A 19,513-nucleotide genomic window follows, 5' to 3' on the forward strand; every position below is an offset into this window, starting at 1 on the left:
TATGCAAAATGAAACGATCAACCTACTTTGTCAGCATCGCTCTATTCGTGCTTATAAATCAATTGATTTAACTCAAGAGCAAATAACGTCAATTGTTAGGTCAGCTCAGTTGGCTTCTAGCTCTAATTTTATTCAATGCTCGACAATTATTCGTATTACTGACCCCAATAAGCGTGAAGAACTAGCTTATTATGCTGGCGGTCAAAAATATGTTAACCAAGCCCCTGAGTTTTGGGTGTTTTGTGCCGATTTTAATCGCCATTATCAAATTGATCCACAAATAAGCCTAGGAAAAGCTGAACAGCTATTATTGGGCTGTATTGATACTGCTATTATGGCACAAAATGCAGTGATTGCTGCTGAATCCTTAGGATTAGGTGCGGTATACATTGGCGGATTGCGCAACAGCCTTGATAAAGTTACTCAATTACTTGACTTACCCAAATACGTCCTTCCACTTTTTGGACTTTGCCTTGGCTATCCAGATGATAATCCAGAAATAAAACCAAGATTACCACAAGATCTGGTCTTTTTTGAGAACCATTATCGCCCTATTGATAAGGAAATTTTGGCAAAATATGATGCTCAAATGGATGATTACTATAAAACTCGTAGTACTAATCAAAAAGCTGGCGGTTGGAGCAATAAAATTGTGAATACAATAAACAACGGGCAACGCGATTTTGTTTTAAATTATTTGCATAAACAAGGATGGATCATCAAATGAAAAATAATCATTATCAGCTAGATAAAGTCGTTATAATTAGTCGCCACGGTATTCGTACTCCATTACACAATACTTTACAGTTTTTAGAAAAAGCAACGCCTTTTAAATGGCCAAAATGGAACCATCCATATGGTTATTTAACAACACGAGGTGGCGTGTTAGAAGCCTATTTTGGTCACTATCTATCAACTTGGCTTGAAAAACACAATATAAAATTATCAACAACCGATACCAAATTATTTGTGTATGCTAACAGTTTGCAAAGAACAGTTGCAACCGCTCAATTTCTGACAATTGGCGCTTTTGCTGGGTATGATATTCCTATTCATCACAAATATCCTATTGAAAATATGGATCCGATTTTCGATCCTAGTTTGCAAGATGATTCACCAGAATTTAAATATGCAGTATTGCATGATATTAAAGAAGCCAACAAAGACACCAACATTTTTGAAAATCTAGCACCTGCTTATCAAATCCTTTCCGATATTTTAGATTATAAACATTCAAAATTATATGCCGAATATCAATGTAATTTAGCTAAAATCCCATCACAACTCTATTTCAAAAAACATGAAGAACCAGCGCTACTTGGGCCTCTTGCAATAGGAACTTCGGCCGTTGATGCGTTTTTATTACAATACTATTCAGCCTTTCCCAAAGAACAAATTGCATGGGGAAGGCTAACTAGCCAAGAACAGTGGCAACAAATTATCGCTATTCGTAATCAATATATTCGTTTAGTTTTCCAATCTAAAACGCTTGCTAAACATTCTGCTACGCTCATTATCAATATGATAAATGATCTAATGCAACGAGATAATAAAGTAAACCTACTTGTTGGCCATGATAGCACTATTGCCGCATTATTTGGTGCATTAGACTTTAAAGACTATCAACTACCAAATCAATTTGAAACAACGCCTATTGGTGGCAAGGTCACTTTACAGCGTTTTCGTCACCTACCTACAGATAAATACTTTTTTAAAGCCGAATATATTTATCAAAGCTTTGAACAACTACATAGCGGGCAAGCGCTTGATGCCAATAATCCACCACAACATTATCAGCTACATTTGAACAATGCTTCTGTTAATAGTGATGGTTATTACGATTGGTTAGACTTTGAAAAACGAATGAAACCTTTTAGAACGGAATAATACACGATTTAATTATCCGACTGACACCATAAATAGCTAATAATTATAAAAGTTAGGCTAATTCTATTTAGCAACAGGTTAATTATCAAAACGTTTCAGGTAGAATTATATTTAAGTATAAATATTCATTATTGGGCTTACTTGAATATTAGGTAGGTATAATATTCAAGTAAGCTAAATTAGTACAATAATGTAATTTATTTCAAAACCAATTGCCATCTAGCAATTCCAACCAATTATTTTAATCTTATTTTTCTAAATTCTAAACATAAATCTAGATGGGTAAAGTTATATAAAATACAAAATAAAATTAGTAATGAAATACAATCGATTTTACCAAGTGTTATCCCGATCACTTTTTCCTCGTTCATTCCATTATTTGCCCTTTTTTTTGACTTTTAATTAGCCTAATTTTGTGTAAATCAGGGTTAACAAAACATCTTCTTTGGATTGTCATACAGCTTTCTGTGTTGTTTGCCTCATTTTTATCTTTGTTTTAGGATCGTTGCTTCAATTTAATGTAACCTTAGGTGCAATTGCTAGTAGGTTTTGTTTTGCAAAACAACTATATGTTATGTTTATATAGGTTTTATGTATGTTAAAATAGGATTTGAAAGATCATACCTAGTTTTTGGTTTTATCGCATTTAGTTTTACGCGAATATCTTCTTTCACACTATCAGTCCGTGGTCCATGGGATCTATGGAAGCAGAAAAACAGCGAACAATCTGAGCTCTGACAGATACTCTCTGTAATAATTACATTAGATTAGGGTATATTATGAAAATATTAGTTACTGGTGGATGCGGATATATAGGAAGCCATACGTGTGTCCAACTTATTAAATCCGGTTATACACCAATTATTATTGATAATTTGTTCAACAGTAAAGTATCAGTATTAGATAGAATACAAAAAATCACAGGTCAATCGGTCGATTTTTATCAAGGTGATGTGTGTGATGAAAAATTATTAGCTAAGATCTTTACAGAACATGATATCAAAGCAGTGATTCATTTTGCTGGGCTAAAAGCAGTTGGTGAATCAGTACACAAACCTCTCGAATATTATGAAAATAACGTTTACGGCAGTATCACTCTAATGAAAGCAATGCGAAAGGCAGGTGTTAAGCAGCTAGTGTTTAGCTCGTCGGCCACCGTCTATGGCGAACTCGCTCCTGTACCTTATGTTGAAACCTTGCCACAAGGGCTACCAACCAGCCCATATGGCAAAAGTAAATTAATGGTAGAACAATGTATCATGGATTTAGCTGTTGCCGAATCTGATTGGTCACTGACTATACTACGGTACTTTAATCCTGTTGGGGCCCATTCAAGTGGATTGATGGGCGAAGATCCTCTAGGCATTCCTAATAATCTTATGCCATATATTACTCAGGTTGCTGTAGGTAAGCGAGAATCATTAGCTGTTTTTGGTAATGATTACCCAACAACAGATGGGACTTGTATTCGTGATTTTATACATGTCGTTGATTTAGCTGATGGACACATTGCTGCACTAAAAGCCGATCACAACAAAGCTGGTGTTCATATTTATAATTTGGGTTCTGGTATTGGTTACAGCGTATTACAAGTGATCAAAGCTTTTGAAAAAGTATCAGGAAAAGCGCTTAACTGGCACTTTGCGCCAAGGCGATCTGGCGATTTACCCGCATTTTGGGCTGATGTCAAAAAAGCAGAACATAAATTAGGTTGGAAAACCAAATTAACACTAGATGACATGGTAAAAGACTCGTGGAATTGGCAATCAAATAACCCTCAAGGCTATCCTGATTAAGTTGTATGGCATCGATAAAATAAGCAAAATTAAAATAGAAGTAAAAATAGCTAATTTTAATCCGATTGCTCACCCTTTGTCGCTATAATTTATTAATCAACCAATAGGTGCGCGTTTCGCCACATAGAGTGAAACGCCCTTGGTCAATGCAACAAGAAACATTTACTCAAGAATAGAATCCTAGTTATTATTCAACTTGTTTTTTGTACCTTAGATGGCACCAAGTTAGCATTAATTGGTCAAGATGCCGAAAACCAATTGTGGCATAATAGTTAAATTAATATCTGCACTTGAACAAAGTCAACATGCATTACTGATCGATTGCCGATCATTAAAAGCTAAACTTGTTTCTATTCCTAGAGATTTTTCTGTGATTATCATTAATTCAAATATCAAAAGAAGTTTAATTAACAATGAATATAATGTTCGATGTAAACTATGTGAGGTAGCAGTCAAAGCCCTTAAAGTAAAATAACTAAGAGATGCTTCATTAACCGAATCACAATATATTTAAAACTTGCTTGCTCCCATTGTATTCAAATGGTCTCATTATGTAATCACTGAAAACGAACGCACGCTAAAAGTGACGCAAGCTTTAGTGGTAATTATAAATTATTATCAATACTTATGATCAATAGCCACAACTTAACACGTGATGATTATTGAAATAATTCACGGCGTAATTGGTAAACTAGATGGTGTACGGATGGTTAGTGGTAGCTTTGGCGGATATGTTGTGGTATTAGTGCCAAAAGATAAAGTCAATGCGGTTAGAGCGGTTATTAGCAATAATTAAGCTAACAAATTGGTATTAAAGAAGGTTTTTACAACTGTAAATAAAGTGAATAGAGTAGTGCGATATTCTTATAAAACAAATTATTACACTTTTAAATAGGCAAGCAATGCATATCAAATTTCCAAACTGAGGAGGCGACATGATTCTCTTGTATATTACCTGTTAACGGGCAAAATTGCGAAGCCTTACTTGAATGCCAATCACTAGAACAATACCAACAATAAGATGCCTATTTAGGTGTTACAATTGATATTAACAATAAACATTATCTAATTAACACTAACCAATGTGCCAATCTGTTATATGGTGGAAAATTAGGTTTTGACAAAAAACGATAGCAAATTTAAGCCCAATTCGAGCAACAGGTAACATTTTGATTAATTTCTCCTGATAAAGAGTAGGGTGGCTGGCTAGCTGAGTGTAAAAGTCACTTATATACTTGCCGATTATAACAAAGTTATTATTGCGTTCCACGCAATCTCAACAAAAGCCACATCAGTTAATTTAACTAATTATGCTTATTTTAATCTTAATGGAGAAACAAGTTAGAATATCCTTAATCACAGTTTAAAAGCAAATGTCAATTATGCTCTACCTGTGGTGCTAACGTCATTCACAATAATTATTTGGTGAAAACCATCAAGTACGATATGGGTTTGTAATAACCCGAACTTTTATTTAGGCAAACTACATGAAAGATGAAAGCGTTGAGCGGTAAATAAATGGCGGTTATGGGCATATTTACTTATTAGATAAAACACTGACTACTCAACTCAACTCAACTCAACTTATTTTACTTGCGCAAAAAGTAATAATGAATGTAATAACAACTCAACCTTCATTACAAATATATACAGGTTGTTTTTTCAGAATAAGCCAAACTGATACAATGGTAAATATGGGAATTTTGCAGGTGTAGCACTAGAAGCACTGTTTTTACCTGATAGTTCTCGTCATATTGAATGGTCACAACCAAGTAGGCTTTTACAGACTTAACAAATTCATGATCACCTAACGACTTAATTTGTATAAATTAAATCATTTGACTCATTTATGGACATATATTGATAGAAACTAGCTTTTTTCTGTAAGTATTCCCCCGTATCTGTAAATTGAATAAAAGAATTTGTATGTTTAAACTAACAATCCTAATCAAAATTGGGTATGATACGGTTATCATACCCAATGGATAAATATAAAATATGACAAGCAAAGCCTTAACAGCTATTTTTCCGGGCACTTTTGACCCTATCACCAATGGTCATATTGACCTTGTGACACGAGCCTCGCTACTATTTCCTCGATTAATCGTTGCTATTGCTGAAAATCCTAATAAACAAACACTGTTTACTCTAGAAGAACGGGTAAATTTAGCATCAACTTCGGTCGAGCATTTGCTTAATGTCGAAGTGATAGGATTTGATAATTTAATGGCAAATTTTGCTCAAACTCATAATGCTACAGTCATTGTTCGTGGAGTCCGAACAACACACGATTTTGAATACGAAAGGCAACTTGCTGAAATGAATCGTGCGTTAAAATCCGATTTAGACACCATTTTTTTAATGCCATCAATTGCGATGGGGTTTATTTCATCAACAATCGTAAAAGATGTCGCCTATCATGGTGGTAATATCACAAATTTAGTGCCAAAGCATGTCAAAACAGAATTACTCAAACGCTTAATATAAATTAAAAAAACGTCTATGGCTAATTTTTATACCCAACAGAAAAAAAAACTTATTAAACAAAAATTGACAGTAACAATTGCATCCTTAGATGCTTTTGGGCAAGGGGTTGCTAGTTATAAAGGTAAAACAGTTTTTGTGAAATCAGCTTTGCCTGATGAAACCGTTGATATTGAACTAACTGAAGACAAAAAAAATTATGCTAAAGCCAAAGTCATTAGATATCATAACCAAAGCCAAAATCGCGTTAAACCACAATGTCAATATTATCAGCAATGTGGTGGTTGTGAATTGCAACATATTGCACCTCATTTGCAACAACAAGCAAAATATAATGCATTAATTAACCTGCTACAAAAAGAAACGGGACAATCTTTAGCAAATATTACTCAAAATTCTCCCATAATTATTGCCGATCAGCCTTACCATTATCGGCGGCGAGCAAGGCTTTCAATTAATATAGTTAAAGGCGAATTAGTTATTGGGTTTCGCCAAGCTGAGTCAAACAAAATAATCAATATTAAACGTTGTCCCATATTAGTTAATGAATTAGATACACTGCTAATACCATTGCAAAGTATATTTAGCAATTTTAAACAGAAAAAAGCACTTGGTCATATTGAATTAATTTCAGTCGACAGTGGTATTATTATTGTTTTAAGGCATACTATGCCTTTACTTGATTATGATGCTAACTTATTGAAAGAGTTCGCAGAAAATCACAACCTTTCACTTTATTTTCATGGTAAAGATTTAGTACATATTACAGGTAATACAGAGCATTTTTATTTAATTAATCATTTAAAATTAACTTTTAGCCCTCTAGATTTTATCCAAGTAAATTGTAAAATAAATAAAAAAATGATCAATCAAGCTCTTGATTGGTTAACATTACAACCAACTGACCAAGTCTTAGATCTCTTTTGTGGTATGGGTAATTTTTCATTACCTATAGCAACATTAAGTAAAACAGTAACAGGTATTGAAGGTATTGATGCACTGGTTGAAAAAGCAAAATTTAACACTATATTAAATAGTAATAGGATTTGTGCTGAAACCAATTTTTTAGCTAGCAACTTAGACGATACTCAACAATTTTCGATATGGAGCCAATCACAATTTAACAAGGTATTATTAGATCCAGCAAGAGCGGGGGCATTAAATGCAGTAATAGAAATTGCAAAATTAGCTCCATCTAAAATTGTTTATATATCATGTAACCCTGCTACTCTAGCTCGCGATAGCAAACAACTTATAGATGCAGGATACAAAATTGCTCAAGTTGCTATTTTAGATATGTTTCCACAAACCAAACATATTGAATCAATGTTGTTGTTAATAAAATCAGGAACATAATTTATGGTAACTATCAGAGGCGCGCACCAACATCGAGAAGAACATTATTCGCTTGCTCAATTTGAAGTTGAGCAATGGGCAAAACAAGAACTATTATTAGCTAACCCAGCATCTTATAAAAAGTTTAGAGAAGTTTGGGATTTTTGTTTTGAAAACAGCGCTGGAGCCTCTGAGCAATTTTTCTGTTTCCAAAATGCTATCGAAATGGTTGAGATCCTATCGACTCTAAATATGGACATCAATAGTTTATGTGCTGCTTTATTGCTTCCTTTTGTTGATGCCAAAATTATTCGCCGTGAGGATATCCCTGAAGATTTTGATCGTGAAATTTCTCACATCATCTCTAACATTGTTAAAATGAAAGAAATTCGTCAATTGCGTGCAATCCGCAACGGTAGTGCCACAACAGAACAAATTGATAGTATTCGTCGCATGCTATTGGCGATGGTTAATGATTTCCGAAGTGTAGTCATCAAATTGGCTGAGCGTATTACCTATTTACGTAATTTAATCAAATCTCCCCAAGAAGAACAAGTTTTGGTAGCTAAAGAGTGTTTTAATATTTATGCACCATTAGCCAATCGCTTAGGAATAGGGCAATTAAAATGGGAGTTAGAAGATTTCTGTTTCCGCTATTTATTCCCAGACGAGTATCGGCTTATTGCTAAAAAATTGCAAGAAAAGCGATTAGATCGTGAATTATATATCCATCAATTTGTTAAACATCTACAAAAACTGATGAACAAAGATCATATTCGCGCAGAGGTTTATGGTCGTCCTAAACATATTTATAGTATATGGCGGAAAATGGAACGTAAACATCTTGAATTCGAAGATCTATATGATATCCGAGCTGTGCGTATTATCTGCGATCGAATTGAAGATTGTTATAATGCCTTGGGCATCGTCCACAGCCATTACAAACATATCGCTAAAGAATTTGATGATTATGTTGCTAATCCCAAACCAAATGGTTATCAATCAATTCATACTGTCGTTTATGGCCCACAAGATAGGGCCATTGAAATTCAAATCCGTACTGAACAAATGCACAACGATGCAGAACTAGGCGTTGCTGCTCATTGGAAGTATAAAGAAGGTAGTACCGACAAAATGACAGCTTATGACCAGAGAATTTCTTGGTTAAGAAAATTATTAACATGGCAACAAGAAATGTCTGAACGTGGCGAAATTCAAGAAGCCGTTCGTAGTCAGATTTTTGATGACCGGGTTTATGTTTTTACACCGAAAGGCGATGTTGTCGACTTGCCAGCACGATCCACACCACTTGATTTTGCTTATCATATACATAGTGATGTTGGTCATCGTTGTATCGGTGCCAAAGTTGGTGGTCGAATTGTGCCTTTTACCTATAATTTAAAAATGGGCGATCAAGTTGAAGTTATCACTCAAAAACAACCTAACCCAAGCCGTGATTGGCTAAATTCTAATACAGGATTTGTTAACAGTAGCCAAGCAAGAGCCAAAATTCAAGCATGGTTTAAAAAACAAGATCGTGATAAAAATATTGTTGCTGGTGAACAAATACTAGCAAATGAACTTGAACCGCTAAATATTAGTTTAAAAAGTGTCGAAAAAATCTTAATCAATAAATATAATGCTCACTCTTTTGAAGAGGTATTAGCAGGTATTGGTAGTGGTGATGTAAAAATAAATCAATTAGTCAATTTCATCAATGCACAATTTAACAAACCAACAGCGAAAGAAGAAGACGAAGCAGCATTAAAACAGATTGCCCAAAAATTTAATGCACAAACAAAAAATACGAATAAAGCTAGTAATAAAAAAGGCGGTGCAATTATTATTGAAGGTGTGGGTAACCTAATGTATACCATTGCAAACTGTTGTCGCCCCATTCCTAACGATCCAATTACAGGCTTTGTTACTCAAGGACGAGGGATCTCAATTCATCGGGCTGATTGCGAGCAATTACAAGAACTAAAAAATCATGCACCAGATCGTATCACTCAAGCGACTTGGAATAATACTATCAATTCAAGCTACACAATAGCGGTACAAATTATTGCTAACGATAGGAGTGGTTTGTTGAGAGATATTACCACTATTTTAGCTAATGAAAAGGCAAACGTTCTTGGTTTAATTAGCCGCTCAGATATAAAACAACAATTAGCGACTATTGATGTAGACATGGAAATTTCTCATCAAGAATCGTTAAGTCGAATACTCAATAAAATAAAACAGCTATCTGATGTTATTGAAGCCAAACGTTTTCATGGGTAAAACGGCTGGCGGTTAATTAGCAAAATTGCCACAATCTGATCTGTGGCAACATATTGATAATTATATTCTTTCTAAAATTTCAAATTGGTAATCGTAAGCGTTTTTATCGTCGGCTTGATGATTCTCACAATAAGCTTGTCGCCATGAATCAAATCTGTAATCTGGGAAAAAAGTATCGCCTTGTACATTAGCATTGATATGTGTTAAATAGAGCCGATCCACCATAGATAGCACTTGGTGATAAATATTGCCACCACCGATAATAAACGCCTCATCTGCCACTTGGCTTTTAGCCACTAATAATGCTTCATCAATCGACTTCGTCCAGCTAATATGCTCATGGTTAATAACCAATTTTTCAGTTTGGCGACTAATAATAATATTGTGTCGATTGGGCAAAGGTCGACCTATAGACTCAAAGGTTTTCCGTCCCATAATAACAGGTTTATTAAGTGTGTTTTTTTTAAACCATGCCAGATCTGCAGGCAAATGCCAAGGCATCTGATTATTTAAGCCAATAACACGATTATGTGCCATCGCAACAATAATACTTAAAATCATTTTTTCCTTTTTATACATAACCCAAAGATTTAATATGTTTATTTACATTCTCAGGAAACACCGTCTGGCTCCAAAGTCGCTCACTCAAAGAACGTAACGGCTCCTTTTGCCCAGCAACAATCCAATTAGCTAGCGCTGTAGCCACATCAGGATAAATTATCGGCTTTGGCGAGGGTAAATCAAGCCAATACTTTAGCTTAATACCGTTTAAGTTTTCCATAACTGTTGCCATATCAAGTGATTGTAAACATTGAGCATTATAGATTTGTTCAAATTGTCCTGAAACTGGCTTAGTAAGAATTTTTTTACCAAGCGCTAATGCTTCGGAAATCAACGCAAATCCTGTATTTGAAATAATTCCTGAACAACTAATCAGCTCATTTGTAAAACTATCTCTACCTAGTGGTTTCAAAGATACATTGCCATAGCTAGTAACTTGTTTTATCTCTGGATGGAAACAGATAAATTGATAATTATTAAATGGTTTTAACATATTAATCACTTCATCTATGCTTTCAAAAGGCAAGTAGACTACGATCTTGCCATCTTCTGATGGTATAGCTTGGAATGAGTCTATCATTGGTGGTAGTAACTTATGCCCAAAATGAAACCAATGTAGGCCAATAGGTTCAGTTACCGGAGCATAATACTTCATAATCACATTTGCAACTAGCCCATATTCTTTAGGCTTAAGATATTCGCATACGGCCTGATTGCTTATTCCTAAACAGTCACGATCCTGATGATGTGCAGCCCAAGCGCTCACTGGTTCAAAATCGCTGATAATACAGTCATACTTTGATAAATCAAGCTCATACACATCTTTTATAAGCCTGAAAGCTCGGATTCGTTGCACGGTTTTACGAAAATTAATTTTTCCATTCTGTGTTGCAAAAGTTACTCCACGGAAAGTTCTATAATTCCCAAAAACTTCCATATCAAAATAATCTTTAGGATCACGTCCACTGAAAATATAATCAACATCAGCACCAGCTTTTTTCAATGCTTTAGCTAGTGTTCTACAACGACTAACATGACCATTACCTGTTCCTTGAACACCAAAGAGAATTTTCATATCTTTATTATTCGTCAATTTTAACTATATAAATATAATAGCAGAACAGCTTATTATTATGAAAATTATTTTGCATGATTAAATAAAATTATAGCATTAATAGTTATCATAATTCTGCATTGATTGTGGCTAAGCTATCATTTTATATCTTTTGTTGAGCTTATATATAGATTTTGACAAATACTAATAATTGTTTTTCATTTTGGCAAAAAATGCTAATATATCATTGTTATGACTGTAATTAATTATTGGCAAAAAATTAGCAAACGCTTAATTATCAAAACCGCTTTATCGCACTTATTATTAGGTGTGATTGCTACTGGATTTGGGTTTCACCAAGAAAATGCATTGCCTGCTCAACAGCTGATTTCTCAGGTTGATATTATTGCTATTACTGCAATAGTACAAGAGCATCAACCCCAATTAAAAATTAAACCTCAAACATTCGTCTCATCACAAAAACAGTATTTTGATAAGCAAATTCTTTTACAAAATAATGATGCTCTTTGTCTAAATACAACCATTAGATTATCACCAAATAATGGAATAAGAGCTGGTCCTCACGTTGCCATATAAAGAGTTTATCACTCAATTAAATGAATTTGCCCTATTATAAGGCTATAAGCCTTTATTATTTGTATAAAAAGAATAAGAGAGAAGTTATGTTATTAAAATTATTAACAAAAGTATTCGGTAGCCGTAATGATCGTGTATTAAAAAGTATGCGCCAGCGAGTTGAAAAAATTAATGCACTTGAACCAGCAATGGAAGCATTGTCAGATGCAGAACTAAAAGCAAAAACGGCAGAGTTTAAACAAAAAGTTGCAGCAGGGACCAAATTAGATAATATTTTAGAAGAAGCTTTTGCTGTAGTTCGTGAAGCAAGTAAGCGCGTATTTGGCATGCGCCATTTCGATGTTCAGTTAATTGGTGGTATGGTATTAAATGAACGATGCATTGCAGAAATGCGTACTGGTGAAGGTAAAACCTTAACAGCGACATTACCAGCCTATTTAAATGCGTTAACTGGCAAAGGTGTGCACATCATTACGGTTAATGATTACTTAGCGCAACGCGATGCAGAAAATAATCGCCCTTTATTCGAATTTTTAGGCTTAACTGTTGGTATTAACCTACCCAATATGCCGCCACAAATAAAGCGAGAAGCTTACAATGCAGATATCACTTACGGCACGAATAATGAATATGGGTTTGATTATTTACGTGACAATATGGTGTTTAGCAAAGATGCTCGTGTACAACGACCACTTTATTATGCTTTAGTTGATGAAGTTGACTCAATATTAATTGACGAAGCAAGAACACCGCTAATTATTTCAGGACAAGCTGAAGATAGTTCCGATAGATATATCAGTATTGATAAGATTATCCCTTATTTAATTCGTCAAGAAAAGGAAGACTCTGATCAGTTTCAAGGCGATGGAGACTTTTCAATTGATGAAAAATCACGCCAAGTTAACTTAACTGAACGAGGATTAATAAAAGTCGAAGAGTTATTGATTAAACAAGGCATTATGAAGAGTAATGAATCACTTTATGCACCAAATAATATTGTTTTAATGCATCATGTTAATGCTGCTCTACGTGCCCATCATCTATTTCACCGCGATGTTGATTATATTGTTAAAGATAACGAAATCATCATTGTTGACGAACACACAGGTCGAACAATGGAGGGACGTCGTTGGTCTGATGGATTGCATCAAGCAGTTGAAGCGAAAGAACATGTTAAAATCCAAAATGAGAACCAAACACTTGCTTCAATTACATTCCAAAACTATTTCCGATTATATGAAAAATTAGCTGGTATGACAGGCACAGCGGACACTGAAGCATTTGAATTTAATCAGATTTACGGTTTAGATACAATTGTTATCCCAACTAATCGTCCTATGCAAAGAAAAGATCACCCTGATCTTGTTTACATAACTGAAATAGAAAAGATCAATGCAATTGTAGCTGATGTACAAAAATGTGTAAAAACAGGACAACCTGTTTTAGTTGGAACAGCTTCAATCGAAAAATCTGAACTAGTCTCACAAGCATTTAAAAAAGCAGGAATTAAACACAATGTGCTAAATGCTAAGTTCCATGCTCAAGAAGCCGAAATCATTGCTAATGCTGGGAGTAAAGGAGCAGTTACTATTGCAACTAACATGGCGGGGCGAGGTACCGATATTATGCTTGGCGGTAACTGGCAAAATGATATAGCAAAAATTGAAAACCCAACACCTGAAGATATCGAAAAGGCAAAACAAGCGTGGCAAACAAAACATGAAGAAATTTTAGCACTAGGTGGATTATATATTTTGGGTACAGAGCGTCACGAATCGCGCCGTATTGACAACCAACTACGTGGTCGTGCTGGCCGTCAAGGCGATCCAGGTGCTTCTCGTTTTTACCTATCACTTGAAGATCCATTAATGAGAATTTTTGCATCTGAGCGTGTGGGTAACATGATGCGTAAACTAGGTATGACAGATGAAGCTATTGAACACCCATGGGTAACAAAAGCAATAGCCAATGCGCAAAAGAAAGTTGAAAACCGCAATTTTGATATCCGTAAACAACTTCTTGAGTATGATGATGTCGCCAATGAACAACGTAAAGTAATTTATCGTGAACGAAACGACTTACTTGATAATACCGATATCAAAGATACTATTGATTCAATCCGAGGAGATGTATTCAATACCCTAATTGACCAATATATTCCACCGCAATCAATTGAAGAAATGTGGGACATTTCAGGGCTTGAAGTAGCGCTAAAAACAGATTTTGATTTGGATCTACCAGTGGCAAAATGGCTAGATGAAGAGCAAAATTTACATGAAGAAACATTGCGTGAACGCATCTTACAAATGGCAAAAGACAGGTACTTAGAGAAAGAAAATATTGCTGGTGCTGACGCATTTAGGCAGTTTGAGAAAAGTGTTATGTTACAAACACTTGATACTCTTTGGAAAGAACATTTAGCCGCCATGGATTATTTGCGTCAAGGTATTCATTTACGTGGCTACGCGCAAAAAGATCCAAAGCAAGAATATAAACGCGAATCATTTAATATGTTTGCTAGCATGTTAGAATCGTTAAAATATGATGTTATTGGTATTTTGAGCCGTGTGCAAATTCGTTCACAAGAAGAAGTTGATGAAGCAGAACGCCAACGTCTAGCTGAAATGGAAAAACTAATGGCTAAGCAACAAGCTAATCATGAGTCAGTAGTGAGCATGAGTGGTGAAAATGAAAGCCAATCAGTAGCTCAACCGATAATGCGTACACAAGCTAAAGTTGGGCGCAATGATCCATGCCCTTGTGGTTCAGGTAAAAAATATAAACACTGCCATGGATCTGTTCAATAAGATAATAATTTAGTATGATTGAGCAAAATTGATGCTTAAATCGTCGATTAAGATCGACAAGAACTAAAAGGGAAAGGTTAAGCTTTCCCTAACCTAAATTATAGACAAACACAATTATGAAAAAACATACTGAAATTGCTGTAGGTATTATTCGTTCACAAAATTGTCAAATTTTTATTACCCAACGCGGTGAAGATTCCCATCTAGCGGGATTTTGGGAGTTTCCTGGAGGGAAAATAGAAGCAGGAGAAATACCCTATCAAACCCTACAACGTGAAATTGCTGAAGAAGTTGACATTCATATCCACCAAGCCCAATTCTTAAAAACAGTCGAACACAGTTATGATGATCGCGATATTACTATCTATGCTTATTTAGTAGAAGAATGGGATGGTGTTCCTTTTGCAAAAGAAGGGCAACCCAGCCGTTGGGTAGATCAGCAAGATTTAAATGCTGATGAGTTCCCTGATGCTAATCGACCAATTATCGAAATGCTTAAAAATTTGGATAAACAAATTTAGCCCATTTATAATGATTTAGTTTTAATTGCCTTTCTCATTATGCAATCTTATGTTTTAATGTGAGGGTATTTTTAATTTTTCATTATAAATTAATATGCCATATAGAACTACATAACAAGAGAGTTATACTGTGCACATTACTATCAAATTAAACTTTTAACCATAAACCGAAAGTCTTAAGCAACAAACTGAACAAAAACATACTAATCATATATTTTTATGGAAGATTAATTATGTGCTAGGAAACAAAATTTACATAATATATAATGCCGAGAATTTTTAATGTTACTTATCATTAAAAATTACATTGTTAAAAATAATATTAAGGTTTTAATTGTTATGAAAGAATATAAGGTAGTTGTTTTCCAAGAAGGCGCATTGTCTTCATTACTTTTAGGCTCAGCGAATGCTAACGAGGTTAAATTTTCCGAATTTTTAAATCAAAATGCTAAAGATGGCTGGCGTGTAGTGACGATGGAAAAAGATATGCGTCGTTTATTTTTATTTTGGAAAAGGGAAGCCTATTTAATTGTAATGGAACGTGAACGCAACTAAGCTTACCTCTATAGGGGATAAGCTGATACCAGATTGGGAGACACAATATATCTATTAATTATATTGTATCTCCCACTAAATATGCTTAGTTAAGCCTAATCAATTACTATATTACCTATTGTCAAAAAGCTTAAGAAAGTACTACGCTTCAGTATAAAAAATTTTAAGTATTACGATTTAATTTTTGTTCTGCCAGAGCTAAAAAAACAATACCAATAATAATGAATAGCCCACCAAGCATACGTATAAATGCAATTGGCTCATCAAATGCAATAGCCGAAACCAACATTACCGTAACTAACTGTAAATGAGAAACGGCAAAAGCGGGGCCTACAGGTGCTTTTTTTAATAATATCATCCATGTGACAAATGCTCCAGTATACCCAATAATTACCAAATAAACCCACCTATGAGTAAAAATACGGATAAACCAATCAATGCTCATTTCAAGGGGCATCGCCGATAATGCGGTTAACTTAAAGCTTGTTTGACCAAACGTATCAAAAAACAATAGTAAGATAAACCCAATAATATAAAATTTTTTCATTACGTAAGTCCAACCAAAACTACGCCTATCGTAATAAAAAGGATACCAATAAGACGAAAGCTCGTCAGATGTTCCTTAAATAAAATCCGACCAGCTAGCATAACAGTAATCATATTAAATGATCCCAGTAATATTCCTTGAGATAATGGCACTGAGCTTAAAAAAGCTAGCCAAAAAATACAGCCAATAAAGTAAGCAGCAAAACCTAGCCATAACCAATAATTACCAAAAAGTTTTTGCCAATAACGCAGGCCTTGCGTATCTTTGGAATTAATCGCTGCATATTTAAATGCAATTTGCCCGACAGTATCGCAGGCAATATTAATTAACCAAAGAGTAATGATCAAGATTGACACTGTTGACAAAACCCATGTATTTCTAGCACACTATGTTTGATTAAAAAATCAGATTGCTGTGCTAAATTTTTGAATTGATATTCGATATCTTGTGAATGTTTTTCGATGATCTGTTGGCATTTATCGCAAATAAATAAAATTGAAATATGTTCGGGATCTTGGAAATGTGGACAAATAATATAGCTATTGGTGGACTCCACTTTATGAATAAAACCTTGTTCAAGTAAAAATTCAAGTGCACGATAAATTGTCGGTGGTTTAGCCTGTGGTTCACTGACTTTGAGCAGATCTAAAAGATCGTAGGCACTCATTGCTTTATTTGCTGTCAGCATTATATCTAAAACAGTTCGACGTTGTGTCGTCAGTTTCGTACCTCGATTTTTGCATAAAGTTTCGATCTTTTCAATTAGCAGGTTATGCATTCGGTTTCCTTTGCCTTTCGTCATTGCTTTTTTGAGCGGCTTTTCTTCGTCTTATTTCTTTTGGATCATTGATTAATGTTCGGTAGATTTCAATCCGATCCCCATTTTTAACCAGTTCATTAACATCGCAACGTTTTCCGTAGATGCCAACTAAATTTTCATCTAATTTAATTTGACATTTTGATAAGATATTGGATTTTTTTATTGCTTGCAAGATGTTTGTTTTTTCGTCAACTTCACAATCAATAACTGTTACATTATTTGGTAATGCATAAACAATTTGAATATTTATCATTTTAATATATTTGCCTTGCTCTTTGTGAAAACGCATTGACCATATTAGTCATCAACTCTTTAAATATGGGAGTAAAAGCAATATCTAATAACTTATTTTTAAACTCAAAATCTAAGCTAAAACTAATTTTACTTTGACTTTCACTTATTGAAGTAAATTGCCATTTTCCCGACAGGTATTTAAATGGTCCTTCAAGCAATTTAATATCAATAGAATGTGGTTGATTAATTAAATTTATTGTAGTAAAAGCTTTTTTAAAGCCTAATTTTTCAACTTCAATAAACGCAGTCAACGTATTATCTTGTTTGCTAATAATACCAGTTGCGATACAATCGGGAACAAATTCGGGATATTTGGTAATATCATTGACTAAACTAAACATTTGTTCTATAGAATAAGGTTCAATAACCTCACGAAAAACATGTGCCATAAGAAATTAAATAAAAAAATAAAATTAGTAGCATATAATATCATGTAACTCTATAATATAGCATATTATGACTAAGAAAAAATTACACAAGCCGGGTGCGGCAACTATAGCTTTAAATAAACGCGCACGCCATGAGTACTTTATTGAAGAGGAAATTGAGGCGGGCTTATCTCTGCAAGGTTGGGAAGTGAAATCACTACGTGCGGGAAAAGCAAATATTAGTGATAGTTATGTTTTGCTTAAAGACGGTGAAGCATGGTTATTTGGGGCTACTATTACACCACTTAATGTCGCATCAACTCATGTTGTATGCGAACCTATGCGTAATCGAAAATTATTATTAAACGAAAGAGAGCTTAATTCCTTATTTGGTCAAATTAATCGCCAAGGTTATACGGTTGTTGCCCTTTCGCTTTATTGGAAAAACGCTTGGGCAAAAGTAAAAATTGGTGTTGCCAAGGGTAAAAAAGAGTACGACAAACGCACAGATATTAAAGAGCGTCAGTGGCAAGTTGACAAAGCACGGATTATGAAAAACGCTAACCGTTAATAATATGAGCATCGCTCTAACGGTGGCGTATAATTTGTGGTTTGATAAAAAAAGCTTTGTTTTTTAATTCTTTGAATTTAAGTAGAGCATCAATTACATCGACACAAGTGTAAGCCATGCTTTGAAAATCTTGAGCAATAGTATCAATTGGATAGTAAGAATAATTCAGATAAATATTATAATCATAAGAACATAAATAGATTTGTTGTGGTTTAACTTCCACTTCCACTAAATAGCTAAGCACTTCTTGTAATATATTACATGAAGGAGTAAAAATAGCCTTTGGCAGTCGTCCTAATTTTTTGTGAAGCTGTTTGAGTAATTCATATCCTTTATTGGGACAATAGTCATCACTCACTAACCATTGTGAGTTAACGCTTAATCCAACCTGTTGAAGACCTTTTTTAAAGCCTTGCAATCTGGCTTCTATTGAAGTTAATTGTGTATCACATCCAATGAAATAAAATTCGTCTAATTGTTTAGCATATGGATAAATTAACTCTGCAACAGAGTGTAATGATTCACTCGTGATAAACGGCAATGAAGTATCTTTAATATAACGATCGAAAAACAATACTGGCGTATTTTGATTAATATCAACATAAAACTCATCACTATTTAATGAAGTAACAACGATCATAGCATCAACTTTTCGTTCAACTAAGTTTTGTGCCACTTTAATTTCTATTTCTTTATTATAATGACTACAAGTTATTAATAATTGTATGTTTTTTTGCCTAAATGAAGATTCTAAATAGTGCAGAAACATAGAAAAAAAAGAATTAGACATGTCTGGAACTATCACGCCTATGGTATCCGTACTATTTGCTTTAACCAGATATTGGCGAATATGGGCTTGATCACTGTACTGTTCTGCAATGGATAGAACACGTTGCCGTGTTTGTGTTGAAATGCGATATTTTTTATCTCGTTTATTAAAAATATGGCTGACGGTCGTTGCCGACACGCCAGCCAAACGAGCAATATCATTGATTTTTAATTTATTACTCGCCATAGCACTATCTCCTTTATA

21 protein-coding genes are annotated in these 19,513 nt (G+C 34.3%); 13 read left to right on the forward strand and 8 right to left on the reverse strand.

The annotated features are described in order from the left end of the window. The first annotated feature begins 1 nt into the window (after nucleotide 1). The 8 genes from nfsA (at nucleotide 2) to relA (ending at nucleotide 9,785) form a co-directional block, all read left to right on the forward strand. Nucleotides 2–727 (forward strand): oxygen-insensitive NADPH nitroreductase, encoded by a 726-nt coding sequence (gene nfsA / locus A9G47_RS10450; RefSeq protein WP_065642833.1) that lies wholly within the window; start codon nucleotides 2–4, stop codon nucleotides 725–727. Then, nucleotides 724–1,887 carry a histidine-type phosphatase gene (locus A9G47_RS10455; protein ID WP_176700697.1) on the forward strand — a complete coding sequence of 388 codons (1,164 nt, stop codon included), beginning with the start codon at nucleotides 724–726 and terminating at the stop codon, nucleotides 1,885–1,887. The genes nfsA and A9G47_RS10455 overlap by 4 nt, the downstream gene beginning before the upstream one ends. A gap of 549 nt (nucleotides 1,888–2,436) precedes the next feature. Next, nucleotides 2,437–2,625, forward strand: a complete 189-nt coding sequence (locus tag A9G47_RS15020) for an MFS transporter (RefSeq protein WP_442903031.1) — start codon at nucleotides 2,437–2,439, stop codon at nucleotides 2,623–2,625. A gap of 41 nt (nucleotides 2,626–2,666) precedes the next feature. Beyond that, nucleotides 2,667–3,683: a UDP-glucose 4-epimerase GalE gene (gene galE, locus A9G47_RS10460; protein ID WP_065567622.1), complete on the forward strand. Its 1,017-nt coding sequence runs from the start codon at nucleotides 2,667–2,669 to the stop codon at nucleotides 3,681–3,683. Nucleotides 3,684–4,893: 1,210 nt separating this feature from the next. Further along, a complete protein-coding gene (locus A9G47_RS15025; RefSeq protein ID WP_081297805.1) occupies nucleotides 4,894–5,028 on the forward strand; it encodes an aldose epimerase family protein in 135 nt (44 codons plus the stop codon). 653 nt (nucleotides 5,029–5,681) lie between these two features. After that, complete coding sequence (coaD, locus tag A9G47_RS10470; protein ID WP_065567620.1) at nucleotides 5,682–6,170, forward strand: pantetheine-phosphate adenylyltransferase; 489 nt, start codon at nucleotides 5,682–5,684, stop codon at nucleotides 6,168–6,170. Nucleotides 6,171–6,185: 15 nt separating this feature from the next. Next, a complete protein-coding gene (gene rlmD, locus A9G47_RS10475; RefSeq protein WP_065642836.1) occupies nucleotides 6,186–7,523 on the forward strand; it encodes a 23S rRNA (uracil(1939)-C(5))-methyltransferase RlmD in 1,338 nt (445 codons plus the stop codon). Between the two features lie 3 nt (nucleotides 7,524–7,526). After that, entirely contained in the window at nucleotides 7,527–9,785 is a 2,259-nt protein-coding gene (gene relA, locus A9G47_RS10480; RefSeq protein WP_065642837.1) for a GTP diphosphokinase, read from the forward strand. Between the two features lie 60 nt (nucleotides 9,786–9,845). Here the strand turns inward: relA and folA are convergent, their stop codons facing one another. Both folA and A9G47_RS10490 read right to left on the reverse strand, forming a co-directional pair. After that, nucleotides 9,846–10,346, reverse strand: coding sequence for a type 3 dihydrofolate reductase (gene folA, locus A9G47_RS10485; RefSeq protein ID WP_065567617.1), 501 nt, complete (start codon nucleotides 10,344–10,346; stop codon nucleotides 9,846–9,848). A gap of 10 nt (nucleotides 10,347–10,356) precedes the next feature. Further along, the gene (locus A9G47_RS10490; protein WP_065567616.1) at nucleotides 10,357–11,421 is read right to left on the reverse strand and encodes an MJ1255/VC2487 family glycosyltransferase; all 1,065 of its coding nucleotides are present in this window, start codon (nucleotides 11,419–11,421) and stop codon (nucleotides 10,357–10,359) included. A 231-nt stretch (nucleotides 11,422–11,652) separates the two neighbouring features. Between A9G47_RS10490 and A9G47_RS10495 the strand changes: the two genes are divergently transcribed. The 4 genes from A9G47_RS10495 to A9G47_RS10510 all read left to right on the forward strand — a co-directional run bounded on the left by A9G47_RS10495 (nucleotide 11,653) and on the right by A9G47_RS10510 (nucleotide 15,880). Then, entirely contained in the window at nucleotides 11,653–11,997 is a 345-nt protein-coding gene (locus tag A9G47_RS10495) for a hypothetical protein (protein WP_065642838.1), read from the forward strand. Nucleotides 11,998–12,083: 86 nt separating this feature from the next. Continuing rightward, nucleotides 12,084–14,804 carry a preprotein translocase subunit SecA gene (gene secA / locus A9G47_RS10500; RefSeq protein ID WP_065567614.1) on the forward strand — a complete coding sequence of 907 codons (2,721 nt, stop codon included), beginning with the start codon at nucleotides 12,084–12,086 and terminating at the stop codon, nucleotides 14,802–14,804. Nucleotides 14,805–14,920: 116 nt separating this feature from the next. After that, entirely contained in the window at nucleotides 14,921–15,325 is a 405-nt protein-coding gene (mutT, locus tag A9G47_RS10505; protein WP_065567613.1) for an 8-oxo-dGTP diphosphatase MutT, read from the forward strand. Nucleotides 15,326–15,664: 339 nt separating this feature from the next. After that, nucleotides 15,665–15,880 (forward strand): DUF4177 domain-containing protein, encoded by a 216-nt coding sequence (locus A9G47_RS10510; protein WP_065567776.1) that lies wholly within the window; start codon nucleotides 15,665–15,667, stop codon nucleotides 15,878–15,880. 163 nt (nucleotides 15,881–16,043) lie between these two features. On the opposite strand, the gene A9G47_RS10515 is transcribed toward A9G47_RS10510, so the two are convergent. The 5 genes from A9G47_RS10515 to A9G47_RS10535 are packed head-to-tail and all read right to left on the reverse strand — an operon-like array spanning nucleotide 16,044 to nucleotide 17,930. Then, nucleotides 16,044–16,427, reverse strand: a complete 384-nt coding sequence (locus A9G47_RS10515; RefSeq protein WP_065567612.1) for a DMT family transporter — start codon at nucleotides 16,425–16,427, stop codon at nucleotides 16,044–16,046. After that, complete coding sequence (locus tag A9G47_RS10520) at nucleotides 16,427–16,783, reverse strand: EamA family transporter (protein ID WP_065567611.1); 357 nt, start codon at nucleotides 16,781–16,783, stop codon at nucleotides 16,427–16,429. The genes A9G47_RS10515 and A9G47_RS10520 overlap by 1 nt, the downstream gene beginning before the upstream one ends. Next, on the reverse strand, nucleotides 16,771–17,205 hold the full coding sequence (zur, locus tag A9G47_RS10525; protein WP_065567610.1) for a zinc uptake transcriptional repressor Zur: 435 nt from the start codon (nucleotides 17,203–17,205) through the stop codon (nucleotides 16,771–16,773). The genes A9G47_RS10520 and zur overlap by 13 nt, the downstream gene beginning before the upstream one ends. Beyond that, nucleotides 17,198–17,500: an RnfH family protein gene (locus A9G47_RS10530; RefSeq protein WP_065567609.1), complete on the reverse strand. Its 303-nt coding sequence runs from the start codon at nucleotides 17,498–17,500 to the stop codon at nucleotides 17,198–17,200. The genes zur and A9G47_RS10530 overlap by 8 nt, the downstream gene beginning before the upstream one ends. A gap of 1 nt (nucleotide 17,501) precedes the next feature. Further along, nucleotides 17,502–17,930 (reverse strand): type II toxin-antitoxin system RatA family toxin, encoded by a 429-nt coding sequence (locus A9G47_RS10535; RefSeq protein ID WP_065567608.1) that lies wholly within the window; start codon nucleotides 17,928–17,930, stop codon nucleotides 17,502–17,504. A 67-nt stretch (nucleotides 17,931–17,997) separates the two neighbouring features. Between A9G47_RS10535 and smpB the strand changes: the two genes are divergently transcribed. Beyond that, complete coding sequence (gene smpB / locus A9G47_RS10540) at nucleotides 17,998–18,480, forward strand: SsrA-binding protein SmpB (RefSeq protein ID WP_065567607.1); 483 nt, start codon at nucleotides 17,998–18,000, stop codon at nucleotides 18,478–18,480. A gap of 16 nt (nucleotides 18,481–18,496) precedes the next feature. On the opposite strand, the gene A9G47_RS10545 is transcribed toward smpB, so the two are convergent. Continuing rightward, nucleotides 18,497–19,495, reverse strand: a complete 999-nt coding sequence (locus A9G47_RS10545; protein WP_065567606.1) for a substrate-binding domain-containing protein — start codon at nucleotides 19,493–19,495, stop codon at nucleotides 18,497–18,499. Nucleotides 19,496–19,513 lie beyond the last annotated feature (18 nt).

This window comes from Gilliamella sp. WF3-4, assembly GCF_001690275.1.
Classification (GTDB): domain Bacteria; phylum Pseudomonadota; class Gammaproteobacteria; order Enterobacterales; family Orbaceae; genus Gilliamella; species Gilliamella apicola_C.

Bases quoted from the DNA above. Each gene is read 5' to 3' on its own strand.
- rlmD (WP_065642836.1), top strand. From the start codon at position 6,186: ATGGCTAATTTTTATACCCAACAGAAAAAAAAACTTATTAAACAAAAA.
- coaD (WP_065567620.1), top strand. From the start codon at position 5,682: ATGACAAGCAAAGCCTTAACAGCTATTTTTCCGGGCACTTTTGACCCT.
- A9G47_RS10515 (WP_065567612.1), bottom strand. From the start codon at position 16,427: ATGAAAAAATTTTATATTATTGGGTTTATCTTACTATTGTTTTTTGAT.
- relA (WP_065642837.1), top strand. From the start codon at position 7,527: ATGGTAACTATCAGAGGCGCGCACCAACATCGAGAAGAACATTATTCG.
- zur (WP_065567610.1), bottom strand. From the start codon at position 17,205: ATGCATAACCTGCTAATTGAAAAGATCGAAACTTTATGCAAAAATCGA.
- A9G47_RS10535 (WP_065567608.1), bottom strand. From the start codon at position 17,930: ATGGCACATGTTTTTCGTGAGGTTATTGAACCTTATTCTATAGAACAA.
- secA (WP_065567614.1), top strand. From the start codon at position 12,084: ATGTTATTAAAATTATTAACAAAAGTATTCGGTAGCCGTAATGATCGT.
- folA (WP_065567617.1), bottom strand. From the start codon at position 10,346: ATGATTTTAAGTATTATTGTTGCGATGGCACATAATCGTGTTATTGGC.
- A9G47_RS10490 (WP_065567616.1), bottom strand. From the start codon at position 11,421: ATGAAAATTCTCTTTGGTGTTCAAGGAACAGGTAATGGTCATGTTAGT.
- A9G47_RS10510 (WP_065567776.1), top strand. From the start codon at position 15,665: ATGAAAGAATATAAGGTAGTTGTTTTCCAAGAAGGCGCATTGTCTTCA.
- A9G47_RS10530 (WP_065567609.1), bottom strand. From the start codon at position 17,500: ATGATAAATATTCAAATTGTTTATGCATTACCAAATAATGTAACAGTT.
- smpB (WP_065567607.1), top strand. From the start codon at position 17,998: ATGACTAAGAAAAAATTACACAAGCCGGGTGCGGCAACTATAGCTTTA.
- A9G47_RS10455 (WP_176700697.1), top strand. From the start codon at position 724: ATGAAAAATAATCATTATCAGCTAGATAAAGTCGTTATAATTAGTCGC.
- mutT (WP_065567613.1), top strand. From the start codon at position 14,921: ATGAAAAAACATACTGAAATTGCTGTAGGTATTATTCGTTCACAAAAT.
- A9G47_RS10545 (WP_065567606.1), bottom strand. From the start codon at position 19,495: ATGGCGAGTAATAAATTAAAAATCAATGATATTGCTCGTTTGGCTGGC.
- nfsA (WP_065642833.1), top strand. From the start codon at position 2: ATGCAAAATGAAACGATCAACCTACTTTGTCAGCATCGCTCTATTCGT.
- galE (WP_065567622.1), top strand. From the start codon at position 2,667: ATGAAAATATTAGTTACTGGTGGATGCGGATATATAGGAAGCCATACG.
- A9G47_RS10495 (WP_065642838.1), top strand. From the start codon at position 11,653: ATGACTGTAATTAATTATTGGCAAAAAATTAGCAAACGCTTAATTATC.